Source organism: Weizmannia sp. FSL K6-3076, from assembly GCF_038007245.1.
Lineage (GTDB): Bacteria > Bacillota > Bacilli > Bacillales > Bacillaceae_C > Weizmannia > Weizmannia faecalis.
The window spans coordinates 1163014-1186236 of the sequence record NZ_JBBOWU010000001.1; the positions used below are offsets into that span (position 1 = coordinate 1163014).

Genomic DNA, 23223 nt, shown 5'->3' on the forward strand with positions numbered 1-23223 from the left:
TCGAAAGCAAAGGGGAGGTTAAAGTGAGCGTAGGAACAAAAAAGGCAGGTTTTGGCGCCACTGTCTATGAATATCTCACAACAGTGGATCATAAAAAAATCGGCATTTTGTATTTGATTACAGGGGGATTGTTTTTTGTCATCGGCGGGATTGAAGCGCTGATGATCCGCATACAGCTGGCGGTGCCGAACAATCATTTTGTCGGCGCGGATACGTACAATCAAGTCATGACAATGCACGGCACGACCATGATCTTTCTTGCGGCCATGCCGCTCTTGTTTGGTTTTATGAATGCGATTGTCCCGCTTCAGATCGGTGCCCGTGATGTGGCTTTTCCGTTTTTAAATGCATTGGGGTTCTGGTTGTTTTTCTTTGGCGGTATTTTCTTGAATTTATCCTGGTTTCTTGGGGGCGCGCCCGATGCGGGGTGGACTTCCTATGCTTCACTGTCCCTCGCATCTGGCGGACACGGGATTGATTTTTATTCACTCGGGTTGCAAGTTTCAGGTTTCGGTACGCTCATTGCTGGGGTGAATTTCCTTGTGACGATTATGAACATGCGGGCGCCGGGAATGACGTACATGCGCATGCCGATGTTCACATGGACGACTTTCGTTGTGTCCGCCCTTATTCTGTTTGCGTTTCCACCACTTACAGCCGGTTTGTTCTTGCTAACATTTGATCGGATGTTCGGTGCGAAATTTTTTGACGTGGCCTTCGGAGGAAATACCATCATTTGGGAACATCTTTTCTGGATTTTCGGGCATCCGGAAGTCTACATTTTAATTTTGCCGGCATTTGGCATTTTCTCTGAAATTTTTGCACATTTTTCTAAAAAGCGATTATTCGGATACTCTTCCATGGTATTCGCCGTTATTTTAATTGGGTTTTTAGGCTTTATGGTGTGGGCCCACCATATGTTTACAACCGGCCTGGGCAATGTAGCCAACGCCATTTTTGCCGTGTCTACAATGACCATTGCGGTGCCGACGGGCATTAAAATTTTCAACTGGCTGCTTACGATGTGGGGCGGGAGCATCCGGTTTACAACGCCGATGCTTTATGCGGCTGCTTTCATCCCGTCCTTTACATTGGGCGGTGTTACCGGGGTGATGCTCGCGGCTGCACCTGCTGACTACCAATATCATGACAGCTATTTTGTTGTAGCCCACTTCCACTATGTTATTGTCGGCGGTGTTGTTTTCGGGTTGCTTGCGGCACTGCATTATTACTGGCCGAAAATGTTCGGCACGATGCTGAATGAGACAATGGGGAAAATCACATTCTGGCTATTTTTCATTGGTTTCCATTTAACCTTTATGATCCAGCACTGGCTCGGATTGCTCGGGATGCCGAGAAGGCAGTGGACATATCTGCCGAATCAAGGCTGGGATACGGATAACCTCGTCAGTTCATCCGGCGCGGTGTTGATGGCGGCAGGTGTGCTAATCCTCGTGGCCAATATTGTTGTCACGGCCGTCCAGAACCGGAAAGTCGGAAACGATCCGTGGGAGTTTGGCAGGACGCTCGAATGGTCGATTTCCTCTCCGCCGCCGGAATACAACTTTGCACAAACACCGCTTGTCAGAGGAATTGACACCTGGTGGCTCGAAAAAATGGAAGGGAAAAAACAGGTGACACCAGCAGAGCCGATCAAAGACATCCATATGCCGAACTCGTCCATCTTGCCGTTTTTTATGGCATTCGGTTTATTTATTGCCGCGTTCGGCGCAATGTATCATGCAAACCATACCAAAGCCGGCATTGCGATCCTTGTCATCGGCTTGGCGATTACCCTTGGATCGATGCTGATCCGGTCGGTAAAAGATGATACGGGATACCATATTAGGAAGGAAGCCTTAATGGAACGCGAAGAAAGGGGGGCCGGGGCGTAATGGAAATAGAACAAAATTTTACGGCGAAAACATGGCCAGAGTCCCCGGAGCGGGCGACGCTTGAAGGCAGGAATAAATTTCTCGGTTTTTGGCTGTTTTTAGGCGGCGAGACGGTCCTTTTTGCTTCCTTGTTTGCAACCTACCTGGCGCTGAAAGACAAGGGCCCGGCATCAATGGTGCATGCAAAAGACTTATTTGAACTGCCGCTAACCTTTTTGGCCACGGTTTTTCTGTTAACGAGTTCCATTACAAGTGTGTATGCCATTTATCATATGAAAAATTTTGCTTTTAAAAAAATGCAGGCCTGGTTTTTGATTACCGTTTTGCTTGGTGCTTGTTTTCTTGGGCTTGAAGTCTATGAATTCCATCATTATGTGACGGAATACCATCATACATTTACAAGCAGCGCATTCGGTTCCGCGTTTTATACGCTTGTCGGGTTCCACGGCGGCCACGTGGCGTTCGGGCTGTTATGGATTACGACACTGATGGTGCGGAACGCGAAACGGGGATTGAATTTGTACAATGCGCCGAAATTTTACGTGGCAAGCCTGTATTGGCACTTTATTGATGTCGTCTGGGTGTTTATCTTTACGGTTGTATATTTGATGGGGATGGTGGGATAAGATGGAACACAATGCACAAATGGACAGACGCCATGTTGAATACGAATACAGGCGCCGCAAAAGCGCGGAGGAAATGAAGTACCAGGTCGTCAGTTTTATTTTGATGATGTTTTTGACTATTGTTGCATTCTGGGCCGTCCATGCCCATTTGTCCAAATGGTTTACCATTCCGGTTATCCTGCTTTTGGCTGCGATCCAGGTCGTATTTCAGCTGTTTTATTTCATGCATATGAACCATAAGCACCATGAAGGCCCGAAACTTTTCATCTTTGGCGGCACACTCGTCGCATTTGTCACAGTACTGGCATTCCTCACCATCATCTGGTGGTGAAAAGAAAAGCGGAGGGCGTTTGATTATCGGCTGTTAGGAGCCAGAGCTAAAAGTAAAGCGGAGGGCGCTTCTTGGGCGCCCCCGCTTTAAATCGATTTGCAATGGTGCGGAAAGGAGTGGTAATGGTGCCGCTTGAAATATTCGGATTTCGTGCACTGTGGAGCCCTTATTTTTTTATCACGATCTTACTGTTTGTTTTTCTTTATTTTCTGCTTGCGTCCTTATGCAAAAGGTCTTATTTGAACGCAATGCCGCCGAGTCCGGTGCAGTCTGTTTCTTTTTGTACAGCGATGGTATTGCTTTACATCGTCAAAGGCTCTCCTGTCGATCTTATCGGGCATATCCTGTTTTCCGTCCATATGCTGCAAATGTCTATCCTTTTTTTCATTGTCGCACCGCTGTTTTTGCGTGGGATGCCGGTGTGGATATTGGAAAAGGGGATGCAGCTTCCGGTTGTCGCGCCCGTTGTCCGGTTCTTTACAAATCCGGTGCTTGCCGTTATCACCTTTAATATCATTTTTTCCCTGTACCACATTCCGGCCGTTTTCGATCAGGTCAAGGTCACGCCGTTTCTCCACAGCATCTACACCATTGTGCTGTTTCTTTTAGCCATAGCGATGTGGTGGCCGATTTTGTCGCCATTGCCCGGGCAATATGCGCTGAGTGGCCTGAAAAAAATCGCTTATTTATTTGCAAGCGCCATGCTTTTAACCCCTGCATGCGCCTTAATCATGTTCGCCAATCATCCGGTTTACAGGAGCTTTTCCGACGGAACGATGTGGCTTTCGTCCATGCATTTATGTGTGCCTGCTGACATGCTCTCCGGAGTGGCGCGTTACGGCTCCCCGGCGCTTTTCTCACCGCTTCCTGTACTGCAGGACCAGCAGCTTGGCGGTGTGGTGATGAAAATTATGCAGGAAATCGTCTACGGCATCATGCTTGCCCGCATCTTTTTCCAATGGGCAAGGACAGAACAGGAAGATGGCAGCACGGAAAAGAATCCGGTTGCCGGAGAACAGCGGAGGCTGATCGAACAGCATTAAAAAAGGCCGCTCTCTATGGCCCGCCGTTTTAAGGGGCCACAGGAGCGGCGCATTTTATTCAGCAAATACAACCAAGTCTTCTTTAAGCGCTTCCAAAATTTTTCTGCAATACATGACGAGATCATGCGGAAAATACTCGTCATCGCCGTACTCCACACCATGCGGATAATAATATTTTCCTAAAATAGGCGCCTTTAACTGAATCACGGCATCAAACGAATCCACATCCCCCTCGGTTGCAACTCCCTGCACGCGAAGATAATAGGTGCCTTCTTGAATCGTAAATTTTCTATCATATGTGACGCGTTCATAATCCCATTGCCCGGCACGTACCATCTTGTGCCGCTCCATTACATCATCCAACCGCGTCAGATCCACTTTCATATTTTCCAAACCCGTGTCATCAAACCGCAAAAATACCCCTCCCGTCCGCACAATTAAAATCTTTCAATTTTATCTTATCTGAATACAAACATTTATGCAATGCAAATGTTCATACCCGCAAAAAAACCGGCCGCACCGGCTGCCCTTCGAGGAGGTGATTGAAAAAATTGGTGCTTTTCTGCTTAAAACTGTAAAATATATAATAAAATGAATTAAAGGAGAAAAAATTTACGGAACATCAAGAGAGGTGAAGTCACCTGCGTACCTTTTTAAAAACAGCCGCGATCCTTGTGATCATATTTCTGATCGGACTTTATGTCCAGCTTCGTCCTGAAAACGGCGTACTGCAAAACCATTCCTCTAACAAGAAAATGGATAACAGTTCTGACATTCATGACCACAGCAAGGATCAAACGTACAGCCGTCCGGATCATGGCATGTCGGTATATATCGGGAAACCTGTGAAAACGTTGACCACACATTTCGGAAAACCACAAAGGGTGGATGTGTCTCCATATGGTTATGATTGGTGGATTTATAAGAAAAAATCGACCGGTTATTTTCAGGCCGGCGTGAAAAATGGCAAGGTTACGACCATTTACGCTGTCGGAACCCGTTTAGACGTAGCCCCGTTTGAGATTGGAGAAAATGTAGAAAAAATTTACAGTTCCATTTTAATGGATACGGATATGACGGTGCAAACAAATGAAGGCACATACCGCTTTGAATTGTCGGAAGAAGATTTGAATATCCGCCCGCTTGTCCGTCTTGGGGATATCTATGCCCAGCTGGCGCTTGATAAGTTCAGCGGCAAATTGCTGTTTATCCGTTTTATGGATAAAAACACACTGACGATGCTGCATCCATATGAAATGGTGTACCACGGAGAACTGCCCGAATCCGTTCCGGAGGATGATCCGAAATGGGTTGACGTAGAAAAGGCGAACGCCAGGCAAATTTTTGACCTTACAAACATTGTCAGGGCACGATTCGGTTTAAAAAAACTGGCCTGGAATACAGCTCTTTCCGAAGTGGCGTACAATCACAGCAAAGACATGGCTGACGACCATTATTTTTCGCATGTCTCCCCCAAATATGGAGACTTAAAAGAAAGATTAAAGAATGGGCATGTTTCTTATGCTGCGGCTGGGGAAAATATTGCCGCCCACTATACGGATGGTCCGGCTGCTGTGGAGGGATGGCTTAATTCAGAAGGCCACCGGAAAACATTGCTGGAGAAAGATTTCACCCATCTTGGCGTCGGGGTGTACCAGAAATACTATACCCAGGATTTCATGAAGGCACCATAGCCGGATACCGTTCCAGCCTAAGCTGGAGAGGGGTCCGGCTGATGTATGCATATAAGGCAGGCGGGCTGCCCGGGGCTTTTGAAAGGGTATTTCCGGCTTCTCATTTCAAAATGAAAAAAGAACCCGTGCAATGGGCGATCTTTGTCCCGTCATCCCGAAAGGCAGTTCCTTCCAGCACCATCGTTTGCGTGCCGCGGTGGATTACCTTTGCCTTCGCTTTTAAGCGGCTTCCCGTCCCCGGGGCAATATAATGAATGGTGAGATTGGATGTAACAGCCTGCTGACCCGCCGGCAACAGGCGATTTGCCATCACGCCCATTGCTGTATCAAGCAGGGTTGCCGTTACACCGCCGTGAACGATGGAAAAGTTATTGTAGAGTAACGGCGTAACTGGAATGGTCACCTCGCATTCTTCCCCATCGAAGTCCGCTTCCATCAAAAAGAGATCCTTGAAATATGTACGTTCGTTCCCGGCTTGTTTATTGGAAAGTCCATTTAACATTTGCTGCAATACGATTAAGTCTTCTTCCGTTGCCGCTTGGACCACTTTTTCAAAAGTATGGTGTATTTCTTCTTTCATCTCCTGATACCTCTTTTAACGCGTTTTTTTAAAAGCATACCCATATCGTATCAAAATTCACGGGAAATGAAAACCTTCACACCTGCTTACTGCCGGCATATGCTGGATATGAGGAAGGTATGTGAACGTAACAGAAAGCCAACGTTCGAAAAAAATGTTTTCTCGCGGGGTGAGCGGAAATGGGAACGAAAAAATTGCATCCTTCCGTAGAAAAGTTTAAAGCTTTTACAAAAACCCATCCTTTGATTTTAAAAGAAGTCCGGGGCGGAAAAAAGTCTTTACAGGATTTCTTTGAAGAATGGTATATACTGGGCGAAGACGACCCGGTCTGGGAAAAATACGCGGCAGAAGGCAGTGAAACGAAGGAAAAAACGGGCGGGAGAAGCAGCTGGCTGAACCAGCTCGGCGCGATGCTCGAGAACCTGGACCCAGCACAGGTCCAAGGCCACCTGCAGCATTTGACGGAAGCGATTGCCGCCGTCCAAAATGTGATCACGCAGTTTACAGGGGGGCAGACGCCACAATCCCAGGCTCCCCAGCCGAAGGGCCCGTTTTCATTCAGAAAAGACTAGAGAGGGGCTGCACATATGCGGAACGAAGTAATGGAAGTCATCCGGCAGTCGAACGAATGGAAAACTTTTTTAAGGGAGCAGCCGGCGTGGTACCGGAAATTGTCAAGGCATCCCGAGGAACTGGAGCAATTTCAAATTGCCGCGCTCCATTATTACCAGAAAACGATCCCGCAGCGGGTTGAAAAGTTTGCAAACGGGTTGCAAATGGCACAAATGATGATGCATATGGTGCAGTCCATCTATGAACAAGGATGATTTCCGAAAAAATTTGCCTTTTTTGAGTAAATCAGCGCTTTCTTGCGGAAAATAACCGCAAGGAGTGATCGAAATGAAGATGGCTGCAGGATTCCTTGCTGTATGTTTGCTGTTTGCCGGCTGCAGCGGGCATATGCCGCGTAAAGAGCAGCGGGAAGCGGATGCTGCTGCTTCCGCGGCGGAAAATCAGGCATCAGTCCGGTATTTTGTAAAAGACCGGGATTTGTTCGTGGAATGTATGATTCCAAGCGTCACCTTTTCAGGCAGCCGGCATGCCAAACCGGCAAAAATCAAAGTCTATGTGGATGGTGTATGGAAAGACGAGTACAATACGGCTGCATTTGTTGTAAAAGGGCTTGATAAAGGGGTACATACAGTGCAGCTGGAAGTAGTGGACAAAAACACAGGCGCCCGCCTAGGCATTCACAGACAGTTTTATATTTCTGTCAGCTGATCGTATGGATACACGCGGAAGCAGATGACGGATGCAAAGAGCCTCAAGAAATTCCGTTCGTATATGTGGAAAAACTGGGCTGTATTTTTTGACTGAAGAGAATGCTGATGATGAAGATGAAAAAGCATATTGCTTATTGGGATTGCAAAGTAGAAATTATTTTATTAAAGAGTAACAGAACAGGAGTAGCTTTAAAGCTACTCCTGTTTTTTTAATGCATCTACAAGTTGCTTGGCATCCAACATTGACATACCTTTTTCTTCTCTTAAAAATTTCACAGTTTTAATGGCACCGAGAAGTTTTAGTTTTTCCTGTGCTAGAGCAATTAATTCATCGTTGCTTTCACTAGGTTTTGTATTTTCTTTTCTTAAAGCATTAACCTTGTTCGTTAAAACAACAATATAAATTAAAAACGCAACATTGAGAATTAGTGATGTGATTAAACCCCAGTTCATAATGACACTCCAATCATTTTAGAACCCACACTCATTCCTTACGTTTGTAAAGCCTGTTAGTTCTGCCATCAGGGCTGAAAGAGCTGCTATTTTTTCACCTGCGGTGGTAGCACCTACTAATAATTTAGCAGTTTCCCATGCCCCGCCTAATGCTTTAACATATTTCTTGATTTTAGTTAATTTTGCAATCGGAATTGCATTGGTAACAAGTAATTCTCCAATTGCTAAGCTACAACTCCACACGCTTTTTGTTTGGATTTTAGGTAAAGTATCTTTGAAATATTTTTGGATTTCATCTTGGTTTCCTTGTTCTAACAATTCATCAGGAATATGTTCAATAGCATCTAGTACCGGTAAAAGTTCATCTGCAGTTGCTCTACTCATTGGTGGGTTTTTTAGATTAACATTGTTTTCTGAAGACATAATTATACCACCTTTCAGTAATTTTTTCTAAACATGGAGAAATGACTTCTCTCTTATAATTCCATTTCCCTTTTTGTATAAGTTAAAACATATGGAGAGAGCTGATCGGGCAAATTCGCAAAGCTTGCGGAAACATGGTAAAATCATCATGTGGAGGTGAGCTTTTTGCTTGCAACATTGGAAAGCGCGGAAATTTTGTCTGAAGCTGAAGCACTGGCGAAAATGGTCATTGCCTCGGATATTGCCGAAAATTACCGGGACTGCTATAACAGGATGTATCATGATCCAGCCACACAGCAGAAAATCCGGAAATTTGCACGCCTGAAAGAACAGTTTGAGGAAGTCCAGCGCTTTGGCAGGTATCACCCTGATTATAAACGCATCAACAAAGAAACAAGGGAAGCCAAGAGGGAAATGGATCTGGATGAGAACGTCGCAAGATTCAGGCGGGCGGAAAATGCCCTCCAGGATCTGCTCGACCAAATCAGCCTGATGATTGGCAAATCTGTTTCTGAACATATAAAAGTGCCGACCGGAAATCCGTTTTTTGATGCCTCTTGTTCCGGCGGCTGCGGAACCGGCGGCAGCTGCAGCTGTTCCGCATAAATCGTGATAAGGCCGCAATCCGCGGCCTTTCCTTATTGTTCCGTGAAAAAAGGTATGGTACACTCATTAAAAAAAGCACGAAGGGGAAACGCTATGTTATCAGATCGGCAGGGCCTCATCATTTGGCTGTATCAGATGAAGCATACGAAACATTTACGAAGATTTGGCAATGTCCATTATGCGTCAAAAAGGATGAAGTATGCCGTCCTTTATTGTGACCGCAAAGAGATAGAGCAGGTAAAAGCGAAAATTGAAAATCTTCCGTTTGTAAGGAAAGTGGATTATTCCATGAAGCCGTTTTTAAAAACGGAATATGAAAACGCAAAACCGGACAAAGCAAAAGAATACGATTATAAAATAGGGCTATAAAGGCGCCGGGTTTGCATGCTAGCATTTCCTGCGTGTGCATCACCGCAAATCCGCCGTGCCCAAAAAAGCGTTGCTGCCCGGAAGCTCCGTCCCGCGCATTTTAAATCAAGCACATCCGGCTGCACTCTGGCCGAAATATTTATTGCAGCGGCGGAATCAGCCGGTTCATTCTTAATATGCCGATTAAATATTGATAAAAAAGGTTTTTGTCGGAAAAAGACGAAGATGGCCGGACTTCGAGTTCCACAATGTCCGCTCCTAAAGCAGCTGCGGTTTCGGCAAACAGGCTGTACCGTTTGTTTGGCTGCACCCTCGGATCCGGAATCCCTTCAAGGCAAACGTATAACGCCTGAAATTCCCCCGGATCGGTCGGTTTTAAAATGAGCACGGGCGAAGTGACAGCTTGATCCGCAACGATGGTATGAAGGGCAAGCATGCCGTGCAGCCGGTGCCGGTTTGCTTTTGCCAGTTCGATCAGTTCAAATAAATCTGTATATCCGTTTCCTAGTTCAATAAATCTTTGTTGCATCTTCATTCCTCGCTTACAAACAAATTTGCTGCTTCTATTCTACTGCACTTCTTTTTATTCGGAAAGTATTTCTGCAAAATAAACCGGGGGAGATGCCGGCCGGCTTTTTGAAACGACGTGCCCGGCCAAGAATGCGGAAAATAAAAAACCCTGCAGCCAATACTGCAGGGCCCTTCTATATCCTTATTCCGGACAGAAGGCAAAGGGAGAGGAGAAACCGGAGGAAGAACTTATGGGGAAACGTAAGTCTTCTCCGCGGTTGGCAGCAACATCTTTTGATGCTGCTGGTATCATTATGGCCAACTTTTCCTGAATTATACTTTTGCTTTAAATTTTGGTGAAAAACTTTTCCACCCGGCCGGAAAATATGGTAGGATAAGATGGAAATCTGATGATACGTGGTGACCAGCATGAGAGTCATTTCAGGCAGCCAAAAGGGCACTGTTTTAAAAGCCGTTCCGGGAATGGGAACGAGGCCTACGACAGATAAAGTAAAAGAAGCGATTTTTAATATGATCGGCCCGTATTTTGAAAAAGGCCTGGGCCTCGATTTATATGCAGGGAGCGGCGGGCTCGGGATCGAAGCCTTGAGCAGGGGTATGGAGAAAGTGATTTTCGTTGATAAGGAGATCCAGGCGCTGCAAACCGTCCGGGCCAACCTGGAAAAATGCGAATTTTTAGGCCGGAGTGAAGTATACCGGAACGATGCCGGCCGTGCATTGAAAGTGCTGGCGAAACGGGGGCTTGCCTTTGATACGGTATTTCTCGACCCGCCTTACAAAAAGCAAAAACTAACCGCGATGCTGAAATTTATCTCGGCAAACGGCCTTCTCCGTGAAAACGGTTACGCTGTTTGCGAGCACGACGCCGGACTGACCTTACCGGAAAAAGCGGGCAATCTTTTTACATATAAAACAGCACAGTACGGCATCACCGGCATCACGATTTACACGAAAAAGGGGGATGAAACCCGTGGGGAAGACCGCGATCTGCCCGGGCAGCTTTGATCCGATTACAAACGGGCATCTGGATATTATTAAAAGAGGGGCAAAAGTATTTGACAAAGTCTATGTGGCAGTGCTGAACAATATTTCAAAACAACCGCTTTTCGATATTGAAGAAAGAAAAGCGTTGATCCGGGAAGTGACAAAAGACATCCCGAATGTGGAAGTCGATTCTTTCCAGGGGCTTTTAATGGAATATGCAGAATCAAAAAAAGCGGATGTGATTATCCGGGGCTTACGGGCTGTTTCGGATTTTGAATATGAATTGCAGCTGACATCCATGAACCGTGTGCTGAATGACAGAATTGAAACCTTTTTTATCATGACAAACAACCAGTATTCTTTTCTCAGCTCAAGCATTGTGAAAGAAATCGCCAAATACCACGGCAATATTGCGGAACTGGTACCACCGGTTGTGCATGAGGCATTGAAAAAGAAATTTCAGGGGCAATAGAAAAGCGGGCGGAACCGGACATTCCGGAAGAGCTGGACGAACACAGAAGTGTTGATACAATAGAAAAAGCAATGGGAACCGGACATACCGGCCGTACATAAAGTGCCGGAAAATCCCGGGCTGGGCCGGATGTACATTTTAAACCGGCTCCCCAAAACCGGACATGCCGTTTATACACCGCACTAAAAACTTTAAAAACAGGCCCAGTTTATTTATTGAAAAATTTGCAAAGGCATCAGAAAAAGCGGGAATGCTCCCCGCTTTTTTGCGCTTTTTTCAGGCCCGGTCTGCCCGGCAGGATCGGTAATAAAGGAAAATGTACAGCACAAGACAGGACAGGGTAAATAACGGCCCGTAAATTCCAAGCCAATCCGTGACGCGCGCGTACAAGCTGCGGCCTCCACCTGGCATACCAAAAGCTTCCTGCCACGCGCTTTTTTCAGCAAAAAAGCGTAAGTAGACCGGATTCCAAACGAGCCGGATGATCACAGCCGACAGAAAACCGTGCAGCAGGCGGGCAAGAAAAAACGGCCGGAAACGGATATCTGTCTGGGCAAGAATACTGGCCACCTGCGCCTGGATGCTGAACCCGCCAAACCCGAGGATGAAGCTCGCGGCGATGACCTGCTGAAGCAGCGAGGATTCCTGCACTTCACTGATCATTTGGATTCCGAGTGTTACTTCGAAAAGGCCAGAAATGAGCGGGATGCTCAGCTTTTCCGAAAAATGCGCAAGGTGAAGCAGCTGGGAGACAAGCATGCCGAATACGGATGTGACATGCATATACAGAAGCAATTTATTAAAGACTGAAAACAGGATGATAAATCCGCCGATCATCAGAAGCGTCTGGATGGCGGACATGACAGCGTCCCCGAGCAGCTTCCCGATCGGCTTGCTGTTTTTAATTCTTGTCGCATGCAAAACGAGAAGCGCTTCTTTTAAAAGAAAGGTATGTTTCTTTTTTGGCCCTCTTATATCCTCGCCGGTTCCGTAAAAACGCATCACCAGGCCGACAATAATATTGCCCGCATAATGCGCCGCGGCAAACAGAATGCCGAGAGAAGGATTATGGAAAAAGCCGACAGCGACCGCCCCGAAAATAAAAAGAGGGCTGGAAGAACTGGTGAACGCTACAAGCCGTTCTGCTTCAACCCGGTCAATCTGTTTTTCCTGACGGAGACGGGCGGTCAGTTTCGCCCCTGAAGGATTGCCGGAAGCAAGCCCCATGGCCCAAGTAAATCCGCCAACACCTGGAACACGGAACAATGGCCGCATCAACGGCTCCAAGAGGACACCGACGAAGCGGACCACTCCGAAGCCGATCAGCAGTTCAGAAATGACAAAAAAAGGAAAAAGTGAGGGGAAAACGACTTCCCACCACATATTTAAACCTTGAATGGAGGCTTTAAAAGATTCATCCGGCAATACAATCATGGAAATCGCCATTATCGAAACGCTGAAGGCCAAAATGGCGCTTTTGAGTTTAGACTGGTACAATCTGTGTTCCTCCCCTGTCTTTCAATCCGCAGCACTTGCTCGCTTGTCCTTATAAATCAAATATACTCATAGGTCTGTAAATTAGACCATAAACTGTACGAAAGAAGGACACGAGGAGGGGGGACAATGGCGGGCCGCCCGAAAATCGGATTGGCGCTCGGCTCGGGAGGCGCCAGAGGCTTTGCGCATATCGGCGTATTGAAAGTTTTCGAAGAGGAAGGCATCCCGGTGGATATGATTTCCGGCAGCAGCATTGGGGCGCTGGTTGCGGCGCTGTACGGGGCGGGGCGGACTGTCCGCGAGATGGAGCTGCTTTCCGGTGCATTTAAACGCAAATATTATTTGGACTTTAAAATTGGCAAGATGGGCCTGATTTCGGGGAAAAGAATTGAAGATCTGATCCGTTTGCTCGTTCATGGGAAAAAACTTGAAGAATTGAACCCACCTGTTGCCGTTGTCGCCGCAAATCTTTCAAACGGCGAAAAAACGGTGTTCAAAAAAGGGCCGGTTCAAGAAGCGGTGCGCGCCAGCATTTCCATCCCTGGCATTTTTGTCCCGAAAAAAATTGGCGGCCATCTTTTTGTGGACGGCGGTGTGGTGGACCGCGTCCCGGTGTCCGTTGTAAAGGAAATGGGGGCGGAGCTTTTGATCGGGGTGGATGTTTCCGTCATGAAAAAAGAAGCGGAAATCCGCCATATTTATGATGTGATTATGCAAAGCATCGATATCATGCAGATGGAACTGGCCGAAAGCCGGAAAACGGAAGCCCATGTTTTGATCCGCCCCGATGTCTCAATGTACAGTTCAATGGCTTTTACAAATGCCGGACAAATCATTAAGATAGGGGAAGAAGCAGCAAAACAATCCGTAACTGAAATACAGCAATTGCTGGAAAAATGGAAGGAGCCCGACAAATGAAACACCGAAACATCCGGCGGCGCATATTGATTGTGGCAGTGCTGATTCTTGCCCTCCTGTCCTTTGTGCCGCTGCCTTATTATATTGAAATGCCGGGGAGTGCCATGCAGCTTGCCCCGCTGATCAAAGTAAAGGGCGGCTATCCTGAAAAAGGCCAATTGATGCTGACGACTGTCCGTATGGGCCGCGCGAATCCGTATACGTATCTTTGGGCAAAAATGAGAAAACACGAGGATGTCGTACCGGTTCGTGAAATTATGGATAAAAATATGACGGACGAGGAATACAATGTCTATCAGCTTTATTTAATGGAATCAGCAAAACATAATGCCATCCAGGCTGCTTTTAAGAAGGCAAAAAGGCCGTTCAGCTCCCATTACGAAGGGATTTATGTCCTGAATGTATATGACGGGATGCCGGCCGCAAAAGTGCTCAAAGCCGGGGACAGAATTACAAAAGTGGACGGCCATGCATTCAAGTCTTCCAAACAGTTTATGAACTATGTCGCAAAGAAAAAAGCCGGGGACAAAGTGAAATTGGACTATATGCGTCATAAAAAGGCGAAGATGGCAACCGTTGCACTTGCAAAATTCAAGGAAAACCATCATAAAACGGGAATCGGGATCAGCCTTGTCGATGACCGGACCGTCAAATCCGACCCGGCTGTGAAAATGGATACCGAAAAAATCGGTGGCCCTTCCGCCGGGCTGATGTTCACATTGGAAATCTACAACCAGCTGACCAAACAGGACATCACAAAAGGCTATAAAATTGCCGGAACCGGAACCATTTCGCCAAACGGGGAGGTCGGCCGCATCGGCGGGATTGATAAAAAAGTGATTGCAGCGGACAAAGCAGGGGCGGACATTTTCTTTGCTCCAGATGATACGATTACACCTGAAATGAAAAAAGCCGAGCCTGGCATCAAGCCGAATTACGAAGAGGCAAAAGCGGCGGCGAAAGAAATCGGGACGAACATGAAAATTGTACCGGTCAAAACACTGGATGATGCACTCGCCTATTTAAACGGCCTGAAACAAAAATAACCGGAAAGCCGCTTGTTTTAGCGGCTTTTCCCTGTAAAGAAGGGGGAAGGCTGTCACGCATCCCGGGCTTTTGCCTGCAAGTCTGAAATGTAATGTGGGTTCCGGTTTTCCGCCTGTAAAAAGCTGAAAATCATGCGTTTCATCGGTTTTTCGCTTGCAAAAAGGTGTTAGCCTGCATGCCTGCAGTTTTTTCGCTTGCAAAAAGGAGAACAGCCTAAGTATGCGGCTTTCTCGTCTGCAAAAAGCCGTTCTCATAAAATCATGCGTTTCATCCGGTTCTTCCCAGCCGCATGCCCGAAGCTTTTCCGCCTGTAAAAAGACAGCCTACGGATTCACGCGCCATCCGTTTTTTCGTCTGCAAAAAAAGGCGGCTTGCTGAATTCCCGGATCATTAAGTGTTCCCGTTCGTTTGCCGGAAGCGGGAGGGCATATATCCGCGCGGCTCTTATGTCCGGTGCAAGCAACGGGGCAGTTTGCAGCGAAAATTTTGAAATAATAGGAACCGGTACCGTTTTTTTCACGCTGTTCAAATAGCGCCTTCCCGTTTCGTTCATGGCGAGCAGCCGGATATACGACGGTTTTGCCGCATGTTTTTTGATTTCTGCTTTTTTGGCATTGGTTAACAAATGGGTGCAAATTCGCTGCAGTCTTGTCCACGTGTATCGTTTTGTTTTCACTTTTTCCATGAAGTCGGGAAAACTGTTGGCAGATGCCGCGGCTTTTTTTAAACGGTATTCAATGCCTTCTTCCACTTCATAAATGGCGCGTAATTCTTCTTCAGATGAGGAAAGCAGCCGGTAGTGCAAAAAAGGCCAGTAAAGCGCCCAATGCAGGAAGTGCCCGTTGTTGTTGCGGTGCCGGCTCAGTACATGAAATGCTGGTTCCGGCAGCACCGGGCGGGCAGCGTGCAGATCTTCGGTTTGCAAGATGGTTTTTCTGATGGCGCTTGCACTTGCAATTTCACCGGTTATCGCGACGTCATGGTGCCCAGCCGCTTTTCTCTGGACGGTAAAAGCCTCCATCGCCGGGTTTTGCCTTGCTGCCGCGAGCATATAATGGAAGCCGAGAATATTATTGGGTGAGCTTAAATCGAGCGTACTGTCGCCTGGTGCGAGCTTCTGAAAGCTGTTTGATAGCGCTGCCGGATAGCTGATCCCTTTTTTGACCTCGCGCTTGACGGATGCGTTAAATGCCGCTTCGTTTTGAAGCAGGACGGCAGCCGCCTGGCGGAATGCTTCGATGTCGCCGGATTCGCTGCCGAAGCAGAAGCTTTTGCACTGCAAAGCGTCCAAAATGGCAATCCCGCCTGCCGCAAATTTTTCGGCGGGCTGGACGGCAAATGCATACGGCAGTTCGACAACGAGATCCGCGCCCGATAATACGGCCATCTCCGCCCGCGTCCATTTTGAAACAAGCGCCGGCTCGCCCCGCTGCATAAAATAGCCGCTCATTACGGCAATGATACACTCTGCGCCTGTCATCCGCCGCGTCTCGCGAAGATGGTGCAAATGGCCATTATGAAAAGGATTGTACTCCACAATGATGCCGGTACTTTTCAATTGTGATTCCCCTTTCCGGAAGATTTGGATGTTTAAAAGCACCCGTTTGGGATAAGTTATTTTTAACATAACCGGCAAAAAAAGCAATCCTGCCTGCTGCAAAATTTTTTTGAAAAAACGGGGAGTCTTGAAGATGAAAGCGTAAAAAGGACGCGTCTTAAACAAGCCCGGGCCGGTTTCTGGTTTGAAGAAAAATTTTCGTTGTGGACATCATGGTTGTAAAGCAAAAAATATTGACAAAAGGTATGAGGGAAGCTATAATTACCTTTGTTGTCTTGGGGTGATGAAAGTGAAATGGTCTGCCATTCAATTGCAAAAATTTCGGGACAAGCGCTTTGAGATAGATGAATCGGTTGATATTACAAAAGATTTAATGGAAACTGATTCCGAGATCCGCGGGGCTTCGCCTTTTCACGTAACGGGAACGGGGAGTGCTCAGCAGGGCAGGGTGACGTTTGACCTTCACATTGAAGGAACGCTTGTGCTGCCTTGTGCCCGGACGCTTGTTGATGTACATTACCCGGTAGACTTGAAATCGACAGAAACGTTTCTTCTCGAGCCTTCCGATTATGAAGGCACTGAAGATGAAGAAGTGCATGTTGCCGAAAATGAGGTCATTGATTTGATCCCGGTTATGAAAGAATTGATTTTGCTCGATATTCCCATGCAGGTTTTCAGTGAGGAAGCCAAAAAAGGCGAACTGCCGCATACGGACAACTGGCAGGTGCTGACGGAGGACGAGTATCTGGAAATGGAGCAGAAGGCGGAAAAAGCGGTAGACCCGCGTATGGCCGACCTTGCGAAATTTTTTGACCAGGATTCTGAATAACCGCCATCTTCGGCTAAATGATATGCTGATCTCTTATAAGGAGGTGGGAAGAATGGCTGTACCTTTTAGAAGAACTTCTAAAACGGCAAAAAGAAAACGCCGCACACATTTTAAATTGCAAGTTCCCGGCATGATTGAATGCCCGCGATGCGGTGAAATGAAAATGGCACACCGCGTATGCCCATCTTGCGGTTATTACAAAAACAAAGTTGTGGTAAATAAATAATAAAAGAGCACGGCGCAAACCCGTGCTTTTTTATTTGCCTTCAAAACGCCATCCCTTTCCGCCAAAAGCTTCTCCCCGTTCCTCCTTTTTTTCTCGAAATTTCGTCTATCTTTTCTATCAACGGCATATGAATAGTATTAAAAAGGATGGGGGGAAAGATATGCCGGCAGTCAGACAGGATGCCTGGACACAGGAAGAAGATTTGCTGCTATCGGACATTGTGTTGCGCCATATTCGCGAAGGCAGCACGCAGCTCCGGGCGTTTGAAGAGGCAGGGAAGCGGATGAACCGGACCGCAGCGGCATGCGGGTTCAGGTGGAATTCTTATGTGAGAAAGCAGTACGCCTCAGAAATTGAAGCCGCAAAAAAAGAAAGAAAGGAAAAAAAGCAGCTCGTCCGAGATTCCGGGAGAGCACCGGCTGAAGAAGGGCAGCAGACAGAAGCAACGCTGTTTGATGCCATCCGTATCCTTCAGCAGCTTGCGGAAAAAAGCAGGCACGAGAGTGGGCAGTTGTCCGCATCCCGGCGCGGTACAGAGGAATGGAAAAGCAAATATGAGGCGCTGCTTCAAAAGTATCTTGAAGAAAAGGAAAAGCATGAGCAGCTGCAAAAAGAATACAGTGCGCTCCTTTCCATTATGGAAAAAGCACGGCAGTTGTCTGAACAAGATTAAAGCGGCGGCACATCCCCTGGACCTTAAAAGGCAGGGGACATTTTTTGTTCGTAAAAGGCAAAAAAAGAACCGGAATCCGGTTCTTTAAGAAGAGGTCGTTTTTTTGTCCTGTTTTGCGTCTTTCAGCTTCACGCCGTGCGGCAACCAGACAAACGGGTTTTCACTCAAATCGCGTTCGACATTATAAGGAACAGGTTTGAACCCCATTTTTTCCCAAAATCCTCGCGACTTCAGGCGGGCGTTTGTTTTAATCGGCAGCCCGAAGCTTTTGGCAAAATCAACAAGCGCCCGGCCGTAATTCTTATATTGATAGTTCGGGAGCACTTCCAGCTTCCAAAGTTCCAAAAATGTTTGCGGGGGGTCAAAATAGAGATCGTATTTTGCATCCCGTTCGTAAAGGCTCATGCGCGCAACGAGTTTATCGGCAAAATAAATGCCGTAAAATGGCGAGTCGGCGTTGTCTTCAATAATATTGTCCTGCAAATCTTCAAGCATGGACAGTTCCTGCTGCCCGTACTCTTTAAACTGCTTGAATTCTTCGAGCGTTTTGTAGTTCACTTTCAGCCTTTCCACTTGATAAGCCATATCAATTCCCCCATCCCTCTTTATATGCTGTGTCGCAGCAGCATGGCGGCGATTCTTACATAAAACCGGTTGATATTATCATTATATAACAAACAATTGGAAGAATGAAAGAAATACGTGTAAACGGTCGCACACCATTTGTCTGGAATTTTCTTTTCCATTCCCTTATTGCCTGTTAAAATGGAGCAAAGAAAATGGAAAGGGGCGGGCAAAATGAAAATTGGGGTGATTGGCGCTGGTGCGATCGGTTTATTATACGGGGGTTGGCTTGGAAAGTTGCATGAAGTGACCTTGTTTCCAAATACGAAGGCGCAGGCCGTAGAGCTGAATGAAAAAGGGATTACCGTAAAAGACGGCGCATCTTCGTTCAGAACTTTCGTCAAAGCGGATGACACGTTCTCTTCGCTTTCCTCCCAGGATCTAGTCATTGTTGCCGTCAAGCAATATGACCTTCCTGCTGTGACAACCGTTTTAAAAAACGAAGATGGCGGGGTGCCGGTCTTGTTTTTGCAAAACGGCATGGGCCATCTTGTTCTTCTTGAAGAATTGCCGCAAAAAACGATCCTTGTCGGTACGGTAGAGCACGGCGCATCCCGGCTTGACGGCACAACGGTGAAGCATAATGGGCACGGCAAAACGAATATCGCCGTCTACCGCGGGAAATGGGATGAAAGCGTGCATTTGCATACGGATGCTTTCCCGTTCACGGTGCAGCCGGATTATGAGCTGATGCTTTTGCGCAAATGTTTTGCCAATGCCGTCATCAATCCGCTCACAGCCGTTTTAAAGGCAAAGAACGGGGAACTGGTCAAAAACCCGCATTATGCCCGTGTGTTCCGCGCCGTATTTGAAGAACTGGCGGCGCTTTTCCCGAAACTTTCGCGGGAAAAGATGTGGGAGGAAGTCACCGGCATTTGCAAAAATACGTGCGAAAATGAATCGTCCATGCTGAAAGATGTGAAAAAAGGAGCACGGACCGAGATTGACGCGATTCTCGGTTACATGCTGGAAACGGCTGCCCGTCAAAACAGCCAGGTTCCGCTTGCGTCCGCCCTTTATGAAATGGTGAAAGGGATGGAGGATAAGGGGTGAGGCACGTTCCGTGTGTTGCCGCCGTGCCCGCAGCGGCCGGAAACAAGGTTTCAGTTGTTGCAACGAGCAGGCAGGCTTTTTTTCTTTTTTTCACAAAAATGCTATACTCAATGAGAAAATCAATGAAAACGAGAAAGGAAGAATCATTTGATGGAACTGGAAAACTTTTCAATTCCAGCAACGAATCGGTTCGCTTCCCTCTATCTTGCGCAAAAATCTCCTGTAAAGGATTTTTTTCATTATGATATAACGGATGCTTCTGTTTTCCATAAAAGAGTGGAAGATTTAAAAAAACGGGCTTTTAACCGGGAAGGGCTGGCAGATTGTATCGGGCACTATATGGAAAAATTTGGAATCTCCCCGGAGACGGCCCATTCCTTGGAAAAATTAAGGCAGCCGAACGCTGCTGTTGTGATCGGTGGCCAGCAGGCAGGGCTATTAACAGGGCCGCTTTATACGATCCATAAACTGATTTCGATTATCCGGCTTGCCAGTGAGCAGGAAGAAGCCCTGCAAATTCCGGTTGTACCTGTTTTCTGGATCGCGGGCGAGGACCATGACTATTTGGAAGTGAACCATATTTATGCCGAACAGGAAAGGCGTTTAAAAAAATTTAGTTATGCTGAAGGGCCGCTTGAGAAAAAAATGATCTCTGATACCACACCGGATCCTGCCCATTTAAAAAAATGGATACATAAAGTTTTTGAAGCATTTGGCGAAACCGAACATACCAATGCCCTTCTTTCCAAGCTGGAGGCGTTTGCAGACAGGGCACAAAGCCTTTCTGACCTGTTTGCCTGCATGATTCACGATCTTTTCAAGGCATACGGGGTGCTGCTCATCGATTCGGCTGATGCACACTTGCGGAAGATCGAGGCGCCGTTTTTTGAACGGATGATCCAGGATTATGACAAGATTACGGAAGCGGTCCTCTGGCAGCAGCAGGAAATCGCGCAGTTTGAGTTTCCAAAAGCGATTGATATTTCCAGGCGGGCGCTGAATCTTTTTTATTATGACGGCAAGGAACGGATTTTGCTGGAGTACAGTCCGGAGCAAGGCGGATTTACCGGAAAAGGCGGCAGCCCCTTTTTTACAGAGGAAGCGTTGTGCGCGCTTTGTGCGAAAAGCCCTGAACGGCTGAGCAATAATGTTGTCACAAGGCCGCTTATGCAGGAATGGCTCTTCCCAACCCTTGCGTTTATCGGCGGGCCGGGCGAAATTGCGTACTGGGCCGAGCTGAAGCGGGTGTTTGAAGAAATGGGGATTCTGATGCCGCCTCTTGTGCCGCGACTCAATATCACGTTGCTTGAGAGAGCGGTCCAAAGGGATATCGAGGAACTGGAACTCGATATCGGGCATGTATTAAAATACGGGACCCGGAAAGAGCGGGAAAAATATTGGAATGACGCAAAAGATGAGAATATGGACGCGCTCATTGCAGAAACGGAAAACATGCTGAAAATGCAATACGATAAAATTTTTGCCGCAATTGGAAAGGGGTTGGAACCGCTTGCCCGCAAAAATCTCGATTTTCACCTGGGGCAGCTTGCGTTTTTGCAGCGGAAAGTGGATGAAGAGATTGCGGGAAAACATGAAAACATCCTTGAAAAATACGCGCGGGTCGAACGTGCCTTGCGCCCGGACGGCAATCCCCAGGAAAGGGTCTGGAACCTTTTTTATTTCCTTAACAAATATGGGGCGGACTTTATCCACACCCTTGCCGCCCTGCCGTTCACATTTGACGGCACACATAAACTCGTTAAAATTTAACCGGCTGACAGCGGCCGGCTTTTTTTATGCAAAAAAACAGGGGGTTTTGGTTCACGATGCTTTGTTGGAAAAATGAATTGTAAAGACGCTTCCCGCACGATACCGACGTGGTTTTGGTTCATGATGCTTTTTTGAAAAAATAATTGCAAAGCGAAAAAGCGGGTTGCCGGGACTCACCATGTTGGAACAAGGCTTTACGGCAGGCAAGTTTTAAATTGATTTTTTCTTGCAAAAAGCAGGAAAACGGAGCTGCGAGGAGAATATAAAAATTAAAGTGGTGAAAGGTGGGGGATTGTGGTAAATTATTAATATGAAGTGGGAAGCGGGGGGCACGCGCCAATGTTCATGGGAGAATACCGGCACAATATCGATGTAAAAGGCCGTTTGATTGTACCGGCCAAATTCCGTGAACAGCTTGGCGATACGTTTGTCATTACCCGCGGGCTTGACCGTTGCATTTTCGGTTACCCTGCGGATGAATGGAAACAGGTGGAAGAAAAACTGAAGTCCCTTCCGTTAACGAAAAAAGATGCCCGCGCATTCACACGATTTTTCTTTTCGGGGGCGACCGAATGCGAGTGGGACAAGCAAGGGCGCATTCTTATTCCCGCACCGCTCCTTTCCTATGCGAAACTCGAAAAAGAATGCGTGGTGCTCGGCGTTTCCAATCGAATTGAGATTTGGAGCAAAGATTTATGGGAAGAATATTTTCAGGAATCGGAGGCTTCTTTTGCTGATATTGCGGAAAACCTCATCGATTTTGACCTTTAACATGTTCGATTGGATAGGAGATTCAGTATGTTTCAACACAAGACCGTTTTGCTGAAAGAAACCGTTGACGGGCTACATATTAAACCGGACGGGATTTATGTTGACTGCACGCTCGGTGGCGGGGGCCACAGCGCCTATTTGCTTCAGCAGCTTACCGGCGGGCATTTATACGCTTTTGACCAGGATGAAACGGCGATTCAGCATGCCAAAGAAAAGTTTGCCCATGACCAAAACAGGATCACTTTTATTAAAAGCAATTTCCGGTATTTAAAATCAGAATTGAACGCGCGCGGTGTGCAGGCTGTCGACGGCATCTTGTATGATTTGGGCGTTTCCTCTCCCCAGCTTGATACACCGGAACGGGGATTCAGCTATCAGCATGATGCACCGCTCGATATGCGGATGGACCTCGATGCGCCGCTTACCGCTTATGAAGTCGTCAATGAATGGCCGTATGAAAAACTGGTCCGGATCTTTTTCCGGTACGGGGAAGAAAAATTTTCAAAACAAATTGCCCGCAAAATCGAGGCGTCCCGTGCCAAAAAACCGATCGAAACAACCGGTGAACTGGCCGATTTAATTAAAGAAGCGATTCCTGCACCCGCACGAAGAAAAGGCGGGCATCCGGCAAAAAGGGTCTTTCAGGCGATCCGGATTGCCGTGAACGATGAATTATCTGCTTTTGAAACGTCTTTAACGGATGCCATTTCGCTTTTAAAACCAGGCGGGCGGGTCTCTGTCATTACATTTCATTCCCTGGAAGACCGCATTTGTAAAAATATATTGAAAGAATACAGCAGTGCAGGAGATTTGCCGCATGGGCTGCCTGTCATCCCAAAAGAATACGAGCCCGTATTAAAACTCATTACGAGGAAACCCATTGTCCCGAATGATGAGGAAGTGGGCGAGAACAACCGGTCAAGGTCGGCTAAACTGCGCATTGCGGAAAAACGCTAAGAAAATAGAG

29 protein-coding genes are annotated in these 23223 nt (G+C 47.0%); 21 read left to right on the plus strand and 8 right to left on the minus strand.

The window, feature by feature from the left end; genetic code table 11:
• Positions 1-23 precede the first annotated feature (23 nt).
• From ctaD to ctaG, 4 genes are all read left to right on the plus strand, one after another.
• On the plus strand, positions 24-1895 hold the full coding sequence (gene ctaD / locus NSS95_RS05250) for a cytochrome c oxidase subunit I (protein ID WP_340713829.1): 1872 nt from the start codon (positions 24-26) through the stop codon (positions 1893-1895).
• Complete coding sequence (locus tag NSS95_RS05255; RefSeq protein ID WP_014095592.1) at positions 1895-2521, plus strand: cytochrome (ubi)quinol oxidase subunit III; 627 nt, start codon at positions 1895-1897, stop codon at positions 2519-2521. The genes ctaD and NSS95_RS05255 overlap by 1 nt, the downstream gene beginning before the upstream one ends.
• 1 nt (position 2522) lies before the next feature.
• Positions 2523-2852 carry a cytochrome c oxidase subunit IVB gene (gene ctaF, locus NSS95_RS05260; protein WP_017552180.1) on the plus strand — a complete coding sequence of 110 codons (330 nt, stop codon included), beginning with the start codon at positions 2523-2525 and terminating at the stop codon, positions 2850-2852.
• Between the two features lie 71 nt (positions 2853-2923).
• Positions 2924-3895: a cytochrome c oxidase assembly factor CtaG gene (gene ctaG, locus NSS95_RS05265; protein WP_080746286.1), complete on the plus strand. Its 972-nt coding sequence runs from the start codon at positions 2924-2926 to the stop codon at positions 3893-3895.
• A 54-nt stretch (positions 3896-3949) separates the two neighbouring features.
• Here the strand turns inward: ctaG and NSS95_RS05270 are convergent, their stop codons facing one another.
• Positions 3950-4309, minus strand: coding sequence for a YugN family protein (locus tag NSS95_RS05270; protein WP_014095589.1), 360 nt, complete (start codon positions 4307-4309; stop codon positions 3950-3952).
• Between the two features lie 260 nt (positions 4310-4569).
• Here NSS95_RS05270 and NSS95_RS05275 point away from each other — a divergent pair, with 260 nt between their 5' ends.
• On the plus strand, positions 4570-5589 hold the full coding sequence (locus NSS95_RS05275; RefSeq protein WP_340713830.1) for a CAP domain-containing protein: 1020 nt from the start codon (positions 4570-4572) through the stop codon (positions 5587-5589).
• A gap of 100 nt (positions 5590-5689) precedes the next feature.
• Here the strand turns inward: NSS95_RS05275 and NSS95_RS05280 are convergent, their stop codons facing one another.
• Positions 5690-6169 carry a PaaI family thioesterase gene (locus tag NSS95_RS05280; protein WP_014095587.1) on the minus strand — a complete coding sequence of 160 codons (480 nt, stop codon included), beginning with the start codon at positions 6167-6169 and terminating at the stop codon, positions 5690-5692.
• A 179-nt stretch (positions 6170-6348) separates the two neighbouring features.
• Between NSS95_RS05280 and NSS95_RS05285 the strand changes: the two genes are divergently transcribed.
• The 3 genes from NSS95_RS05285 to NSS95_RS05295 all read left to right on the plus strand — a co-directional run bounded on the left by NSS95_RS05285 (position 6349) and on the right by NSS95_RS05295 (position 7450).
• Positions 6349-6741: a YlbD family protein gene (locus NSS95_RS05285; protein WP_014095586.1), complete on the plus strand. Its 393-nt coding sequence runs from the start codon at positions 6349-6351 to the stop codon at positions 6739-6741.
• Positions 6742-6756: 15 nt separating this feature from the next.
• Complete coding sequence (locus NSS95_RS05290; protein ID WP_014095585.1) at positions 6757-6996, plus strand: YlbE-like family protein; 240 nt, start codon at positions 6757-6759, stop codon at positions 6994-6996.
• A 73-nt stretch (positions 6997-7069) separates the two neighbouring features.
• Entirely contained in the window at positions 7070-7450 is a 381-nt protein-coding gene (locus tag NSS95_RS05295; RefSeq protein WP_035189223.1) for a hypothetical protein, read from the plus strand.
• Between the two features lie 197 nt (positions 7451-7647).
• Here NSS95_RS05295 and NSS95_RS05300 read toward each other — a convergent pair whose 3' ends face one another.
• The gene (locus tag NSS95_RS05300) at positions 7648-7905 is read right to left on the minus strand and encodes a hypothetical protein (protein ID WP_035189225.1); all 258 of its coding nucleotides are present in this window, start codon (positions 7903-7905) and stop codon (positions 7648-7650) included.
• Positions 7906-7923: 18 nt separating this feature from the next.
• Positions 7924-8328 carry a hypothetical protein gene (locus NSS95_RS05305; RefSeq protein WP_052123299.1) on the minus strand — a complete coding sequence of 135 codons (405 nt, stop codon included), beginning with the start codon at positions 8326-8328 and terminating at the stop codon, positions 7924-7926.
• Between the two features lie 165 nt (positions 8329-8493).
• Between NSS95_RS05305 and NSS95_RS05310 the strand changes: the two genes are divergently transcribed.
• Complete coding sequence (locus tag NSS95_RS05310; protein WP_014095583.1) at positions 8494-8934, plus strand: YlbF family regulator; 441 nt, start codon at positions 8494-8496, stop codon at positions 8932-8934.
• A 93-nt stretch (positions 8935-9027) separates the two neighbouring features.
• Complete coding sequence (locus NSS95_RS05315) at positions 9028-9303, plus strand: YlbG family protein (protein ID WP_014095582.1); 276 nt, start codon at positions 9028-9030, stop codon at positions 9301-9303.
• Positions 9304-9442: 139 nt separating this feature from the next.
• Here the strand turns inward: NSS95_RS05315 and NSS95_RS05320 are convergent, their stop codons facing one another.
• Positions 9443-9832: a DUF7147 family protein gene (locus NSS95_RS05320; RefSeq protein WP_014095581.1), complete on the minus strand. Its 390-nt coding sequence runs from the start codon at positions 9830-9832 to the stop codon at positions 9443-9445.
• A gap of 410 nt (positions 9833-10242) precedes the next feature.
• Here NSS95_RS05320 and rsmD point away from each other — a divergent pair, with 410 nt between their 5' ends.
• Positions 10243-10839 carry a 16S rRNA (guanine(966)-N(2))-methyltransferase RsmD gene (gene rsmD, locus NSS95_RS05325; protein WP_017552186.1) on the plus strand — a complete coding sequence of 199 codons (597 nt, stop codon included), beginning with the start codon at positions 10243-10245 and terminating at the stop codon, positions 10837-10839.
• A complete protein-coding gene (coaD, locus tag NSS95_RS05330; protein ID WP_035189195.1) occupies positions 10796-11290 on the plus strand; it encodes a pantetheine-phosphate adenylyltransferase in 495 nt (164 codons plus the stop codon). The genes rsmD and coaD overlap by 44 nt, the downstream gene beginning before the upstream one ends.
• Positions 11291-11566: 276 nt before the next feature.
• On the opposite strand, the gene ylbJ is transcribed toward coaD, so the two are convergent.
• On the minus strand, positions 11567-12787 hold the full coding sequence (gene ylbJ, locus NSS95_RS05335; protein WP_035189197.1) for a sporulation integral membrane protein YlbJ: 1221 nt from the start codon (positions 12785-12787) through the stop codon (positions 11567-11569).
• 126 nt (positions 12788-12913) lie between these two features.
• Here ylbJ and NSS95_RS05340 point away from each other — a divergent pair, with 126 nt between their 5' ends.
• Both NSS95_RS05340 and NSS95_RS05345 read left to right on the plus strand, forming a co-directional pair.
• Complete coding sequence (locus tag NSS95_RS05340; protein WP_014095577.1) at positions 12914-13705, plus strand: patatin-like phospholipase family protein; 792 nt, start codon at positions 12914-12916, stop codon at positions 13703-13705.
• On the plus strand, positions 13702-14751 hold the full coding sequence (locus tag NSS95_RS05345) for a SepM family pheromone-processing serine protease (RefSeq protein ID WP_017552189.1): 1050 nt from the start codon (positions 13702-13704) through the stop codon (positions 14749-14751). Before NSS95_RS05340 ends, NSS95_RS05345 begins: the two co-directional genes overlap by 4 nt.
• Positions 14752-15083: 332 nt before the next feature.
• Here NSS95_RS05345 and NSS95_RS05350 read toward each other — a convergent pair whose 3' ends face one another.
• A complete protein-coding gene (locus NSS95_RS05350; RefSeq protein ID WP_035189218.1) occupies positions 15084-16310 on the minus strand; it encodes a nucleotidyltransferase in 1227 nt (408 codons plus the stop codon).
• A 283-nt stretch (positions 16311-16593) separates the two neighbouring features.
• Here NSS95_RS05350 and NSS95_RS05355 point away from each other — a divergent pair, with 283 nt between their 5' ends.
• The 3 genes from NSS95_RS05355 to NSS95_RS05365 all read left to right on the plus strand — a co-directional run bounded on the left by NSS95_RS05355 (position 16594) and on the right by NSS95_RS05365 (position 18038).
• Positions 16594-17139, plus strand: coding sequence for a YceD family protein (locus NSS95_RS05355; RefSeq protein WP_014095574.1), 546 nt, complete (start codon positions 16594-16596; stop codon positions 17137-17139).
• 52 nt (positions 17140-17191) lie between these two features.
• Positions 17192-17365, plus strand: coding sequence for a 50S ribosomal protein L32 (rpmF, locus tag NSS95_RS05360; RefSeq protein WP_014095573.1), 174 nt, complete (start codon positions 17192-17194; stop codon positions 17363-17365).
• Positions 17366-17525: 160 nt separating this feature from the next.
• Positions 17526-18038, plus strand: coding sequence for an RsfA family transcriptional regulator (locus NSS95_RS05365; protein WP_014095572.1), 513 nt, complete (start codon positions 17526-17528; stop codon positions 18036-18038).
• Between the two features lie 84 nt (positions 18039-18122).
• Here NSS95_RS05365 and NSS95_RS05370 read toward each other — a convergent pair whose 3' ends face one another.
• Positions 18123-18623, minus strand: coding sequence for an N-acetyltransferase (locus tag NSS95_RS05370; RefSeq protein ID WP_013858962.1), 501 nt, complete (start codon positions 18621-18623; stop codon positions 18123-18125).
• A 213-nt stretch (positions 18624-18836) separates the two neighbouring features.
• Between NSS95_RS05370 and NSS95_RS05375 the strand changes: the two genes are divergently transcribed.
• The 4 genes from NSS95_RS05375 to rsmH all read left to right on the plus strand — a co-directional run bounded on the left by NSS95_RS05375 (position 18837) and on the right by rsmH (position 23213).
• Complete coding sequence (locus tag NSS95_RS05375; protein ID WP_035181923.1) at positions 18837-19715, plus strand: 2-dehydropantoate 2-reductase; 879 nt, start codon at positions 18837-18839, stop codon at positions 19713-19715.
• Between the two features lie 150 nt (positions 19716-19865).
• The gene (gene bshC, locus NSS95_RS05380) at positions 19866-21485 is read left to right on the plus strand and encodes a bacillithiol biosynthesis cysteine-adding enzyme BshC (protein ID WP_014095570.1); all 1620 of its coding nucleotides are present in this window, start codon (positions 19866-19868) and stop codon (positions 21483-21485) included.
• Positions 21486-21824: 339 nt separating this feature from the next.
• Positions 21825-22256: a division/cell wall cluster transcriptional repressor MraZ gene (gene mraZ, locus NSS95_RS05385; protein WP_013858966.1), complete on the plus strand. Its 432-nt coding sequence runs from the start codon at positions 21825-21827 to the stop codon at positions 22254-22256.
• Positions 22257-22283: 27 nt separating this feature from the next.
• Positions 22284-23213 (plus strand): 16S rRNA (cytosine(1402)-N(4))-methyltransferase RsmH, encoded by a 930-nt coding sequence (rsmH, locus tag NSS95_RS05390; protein WP_035181920.1) that lies wholly within the window; start codon positions 22284-22286, stop codon positions 23211-23213.
• The last annotated feature ends 10 nt before the right edge of the window (positions 23214-23223 follow it).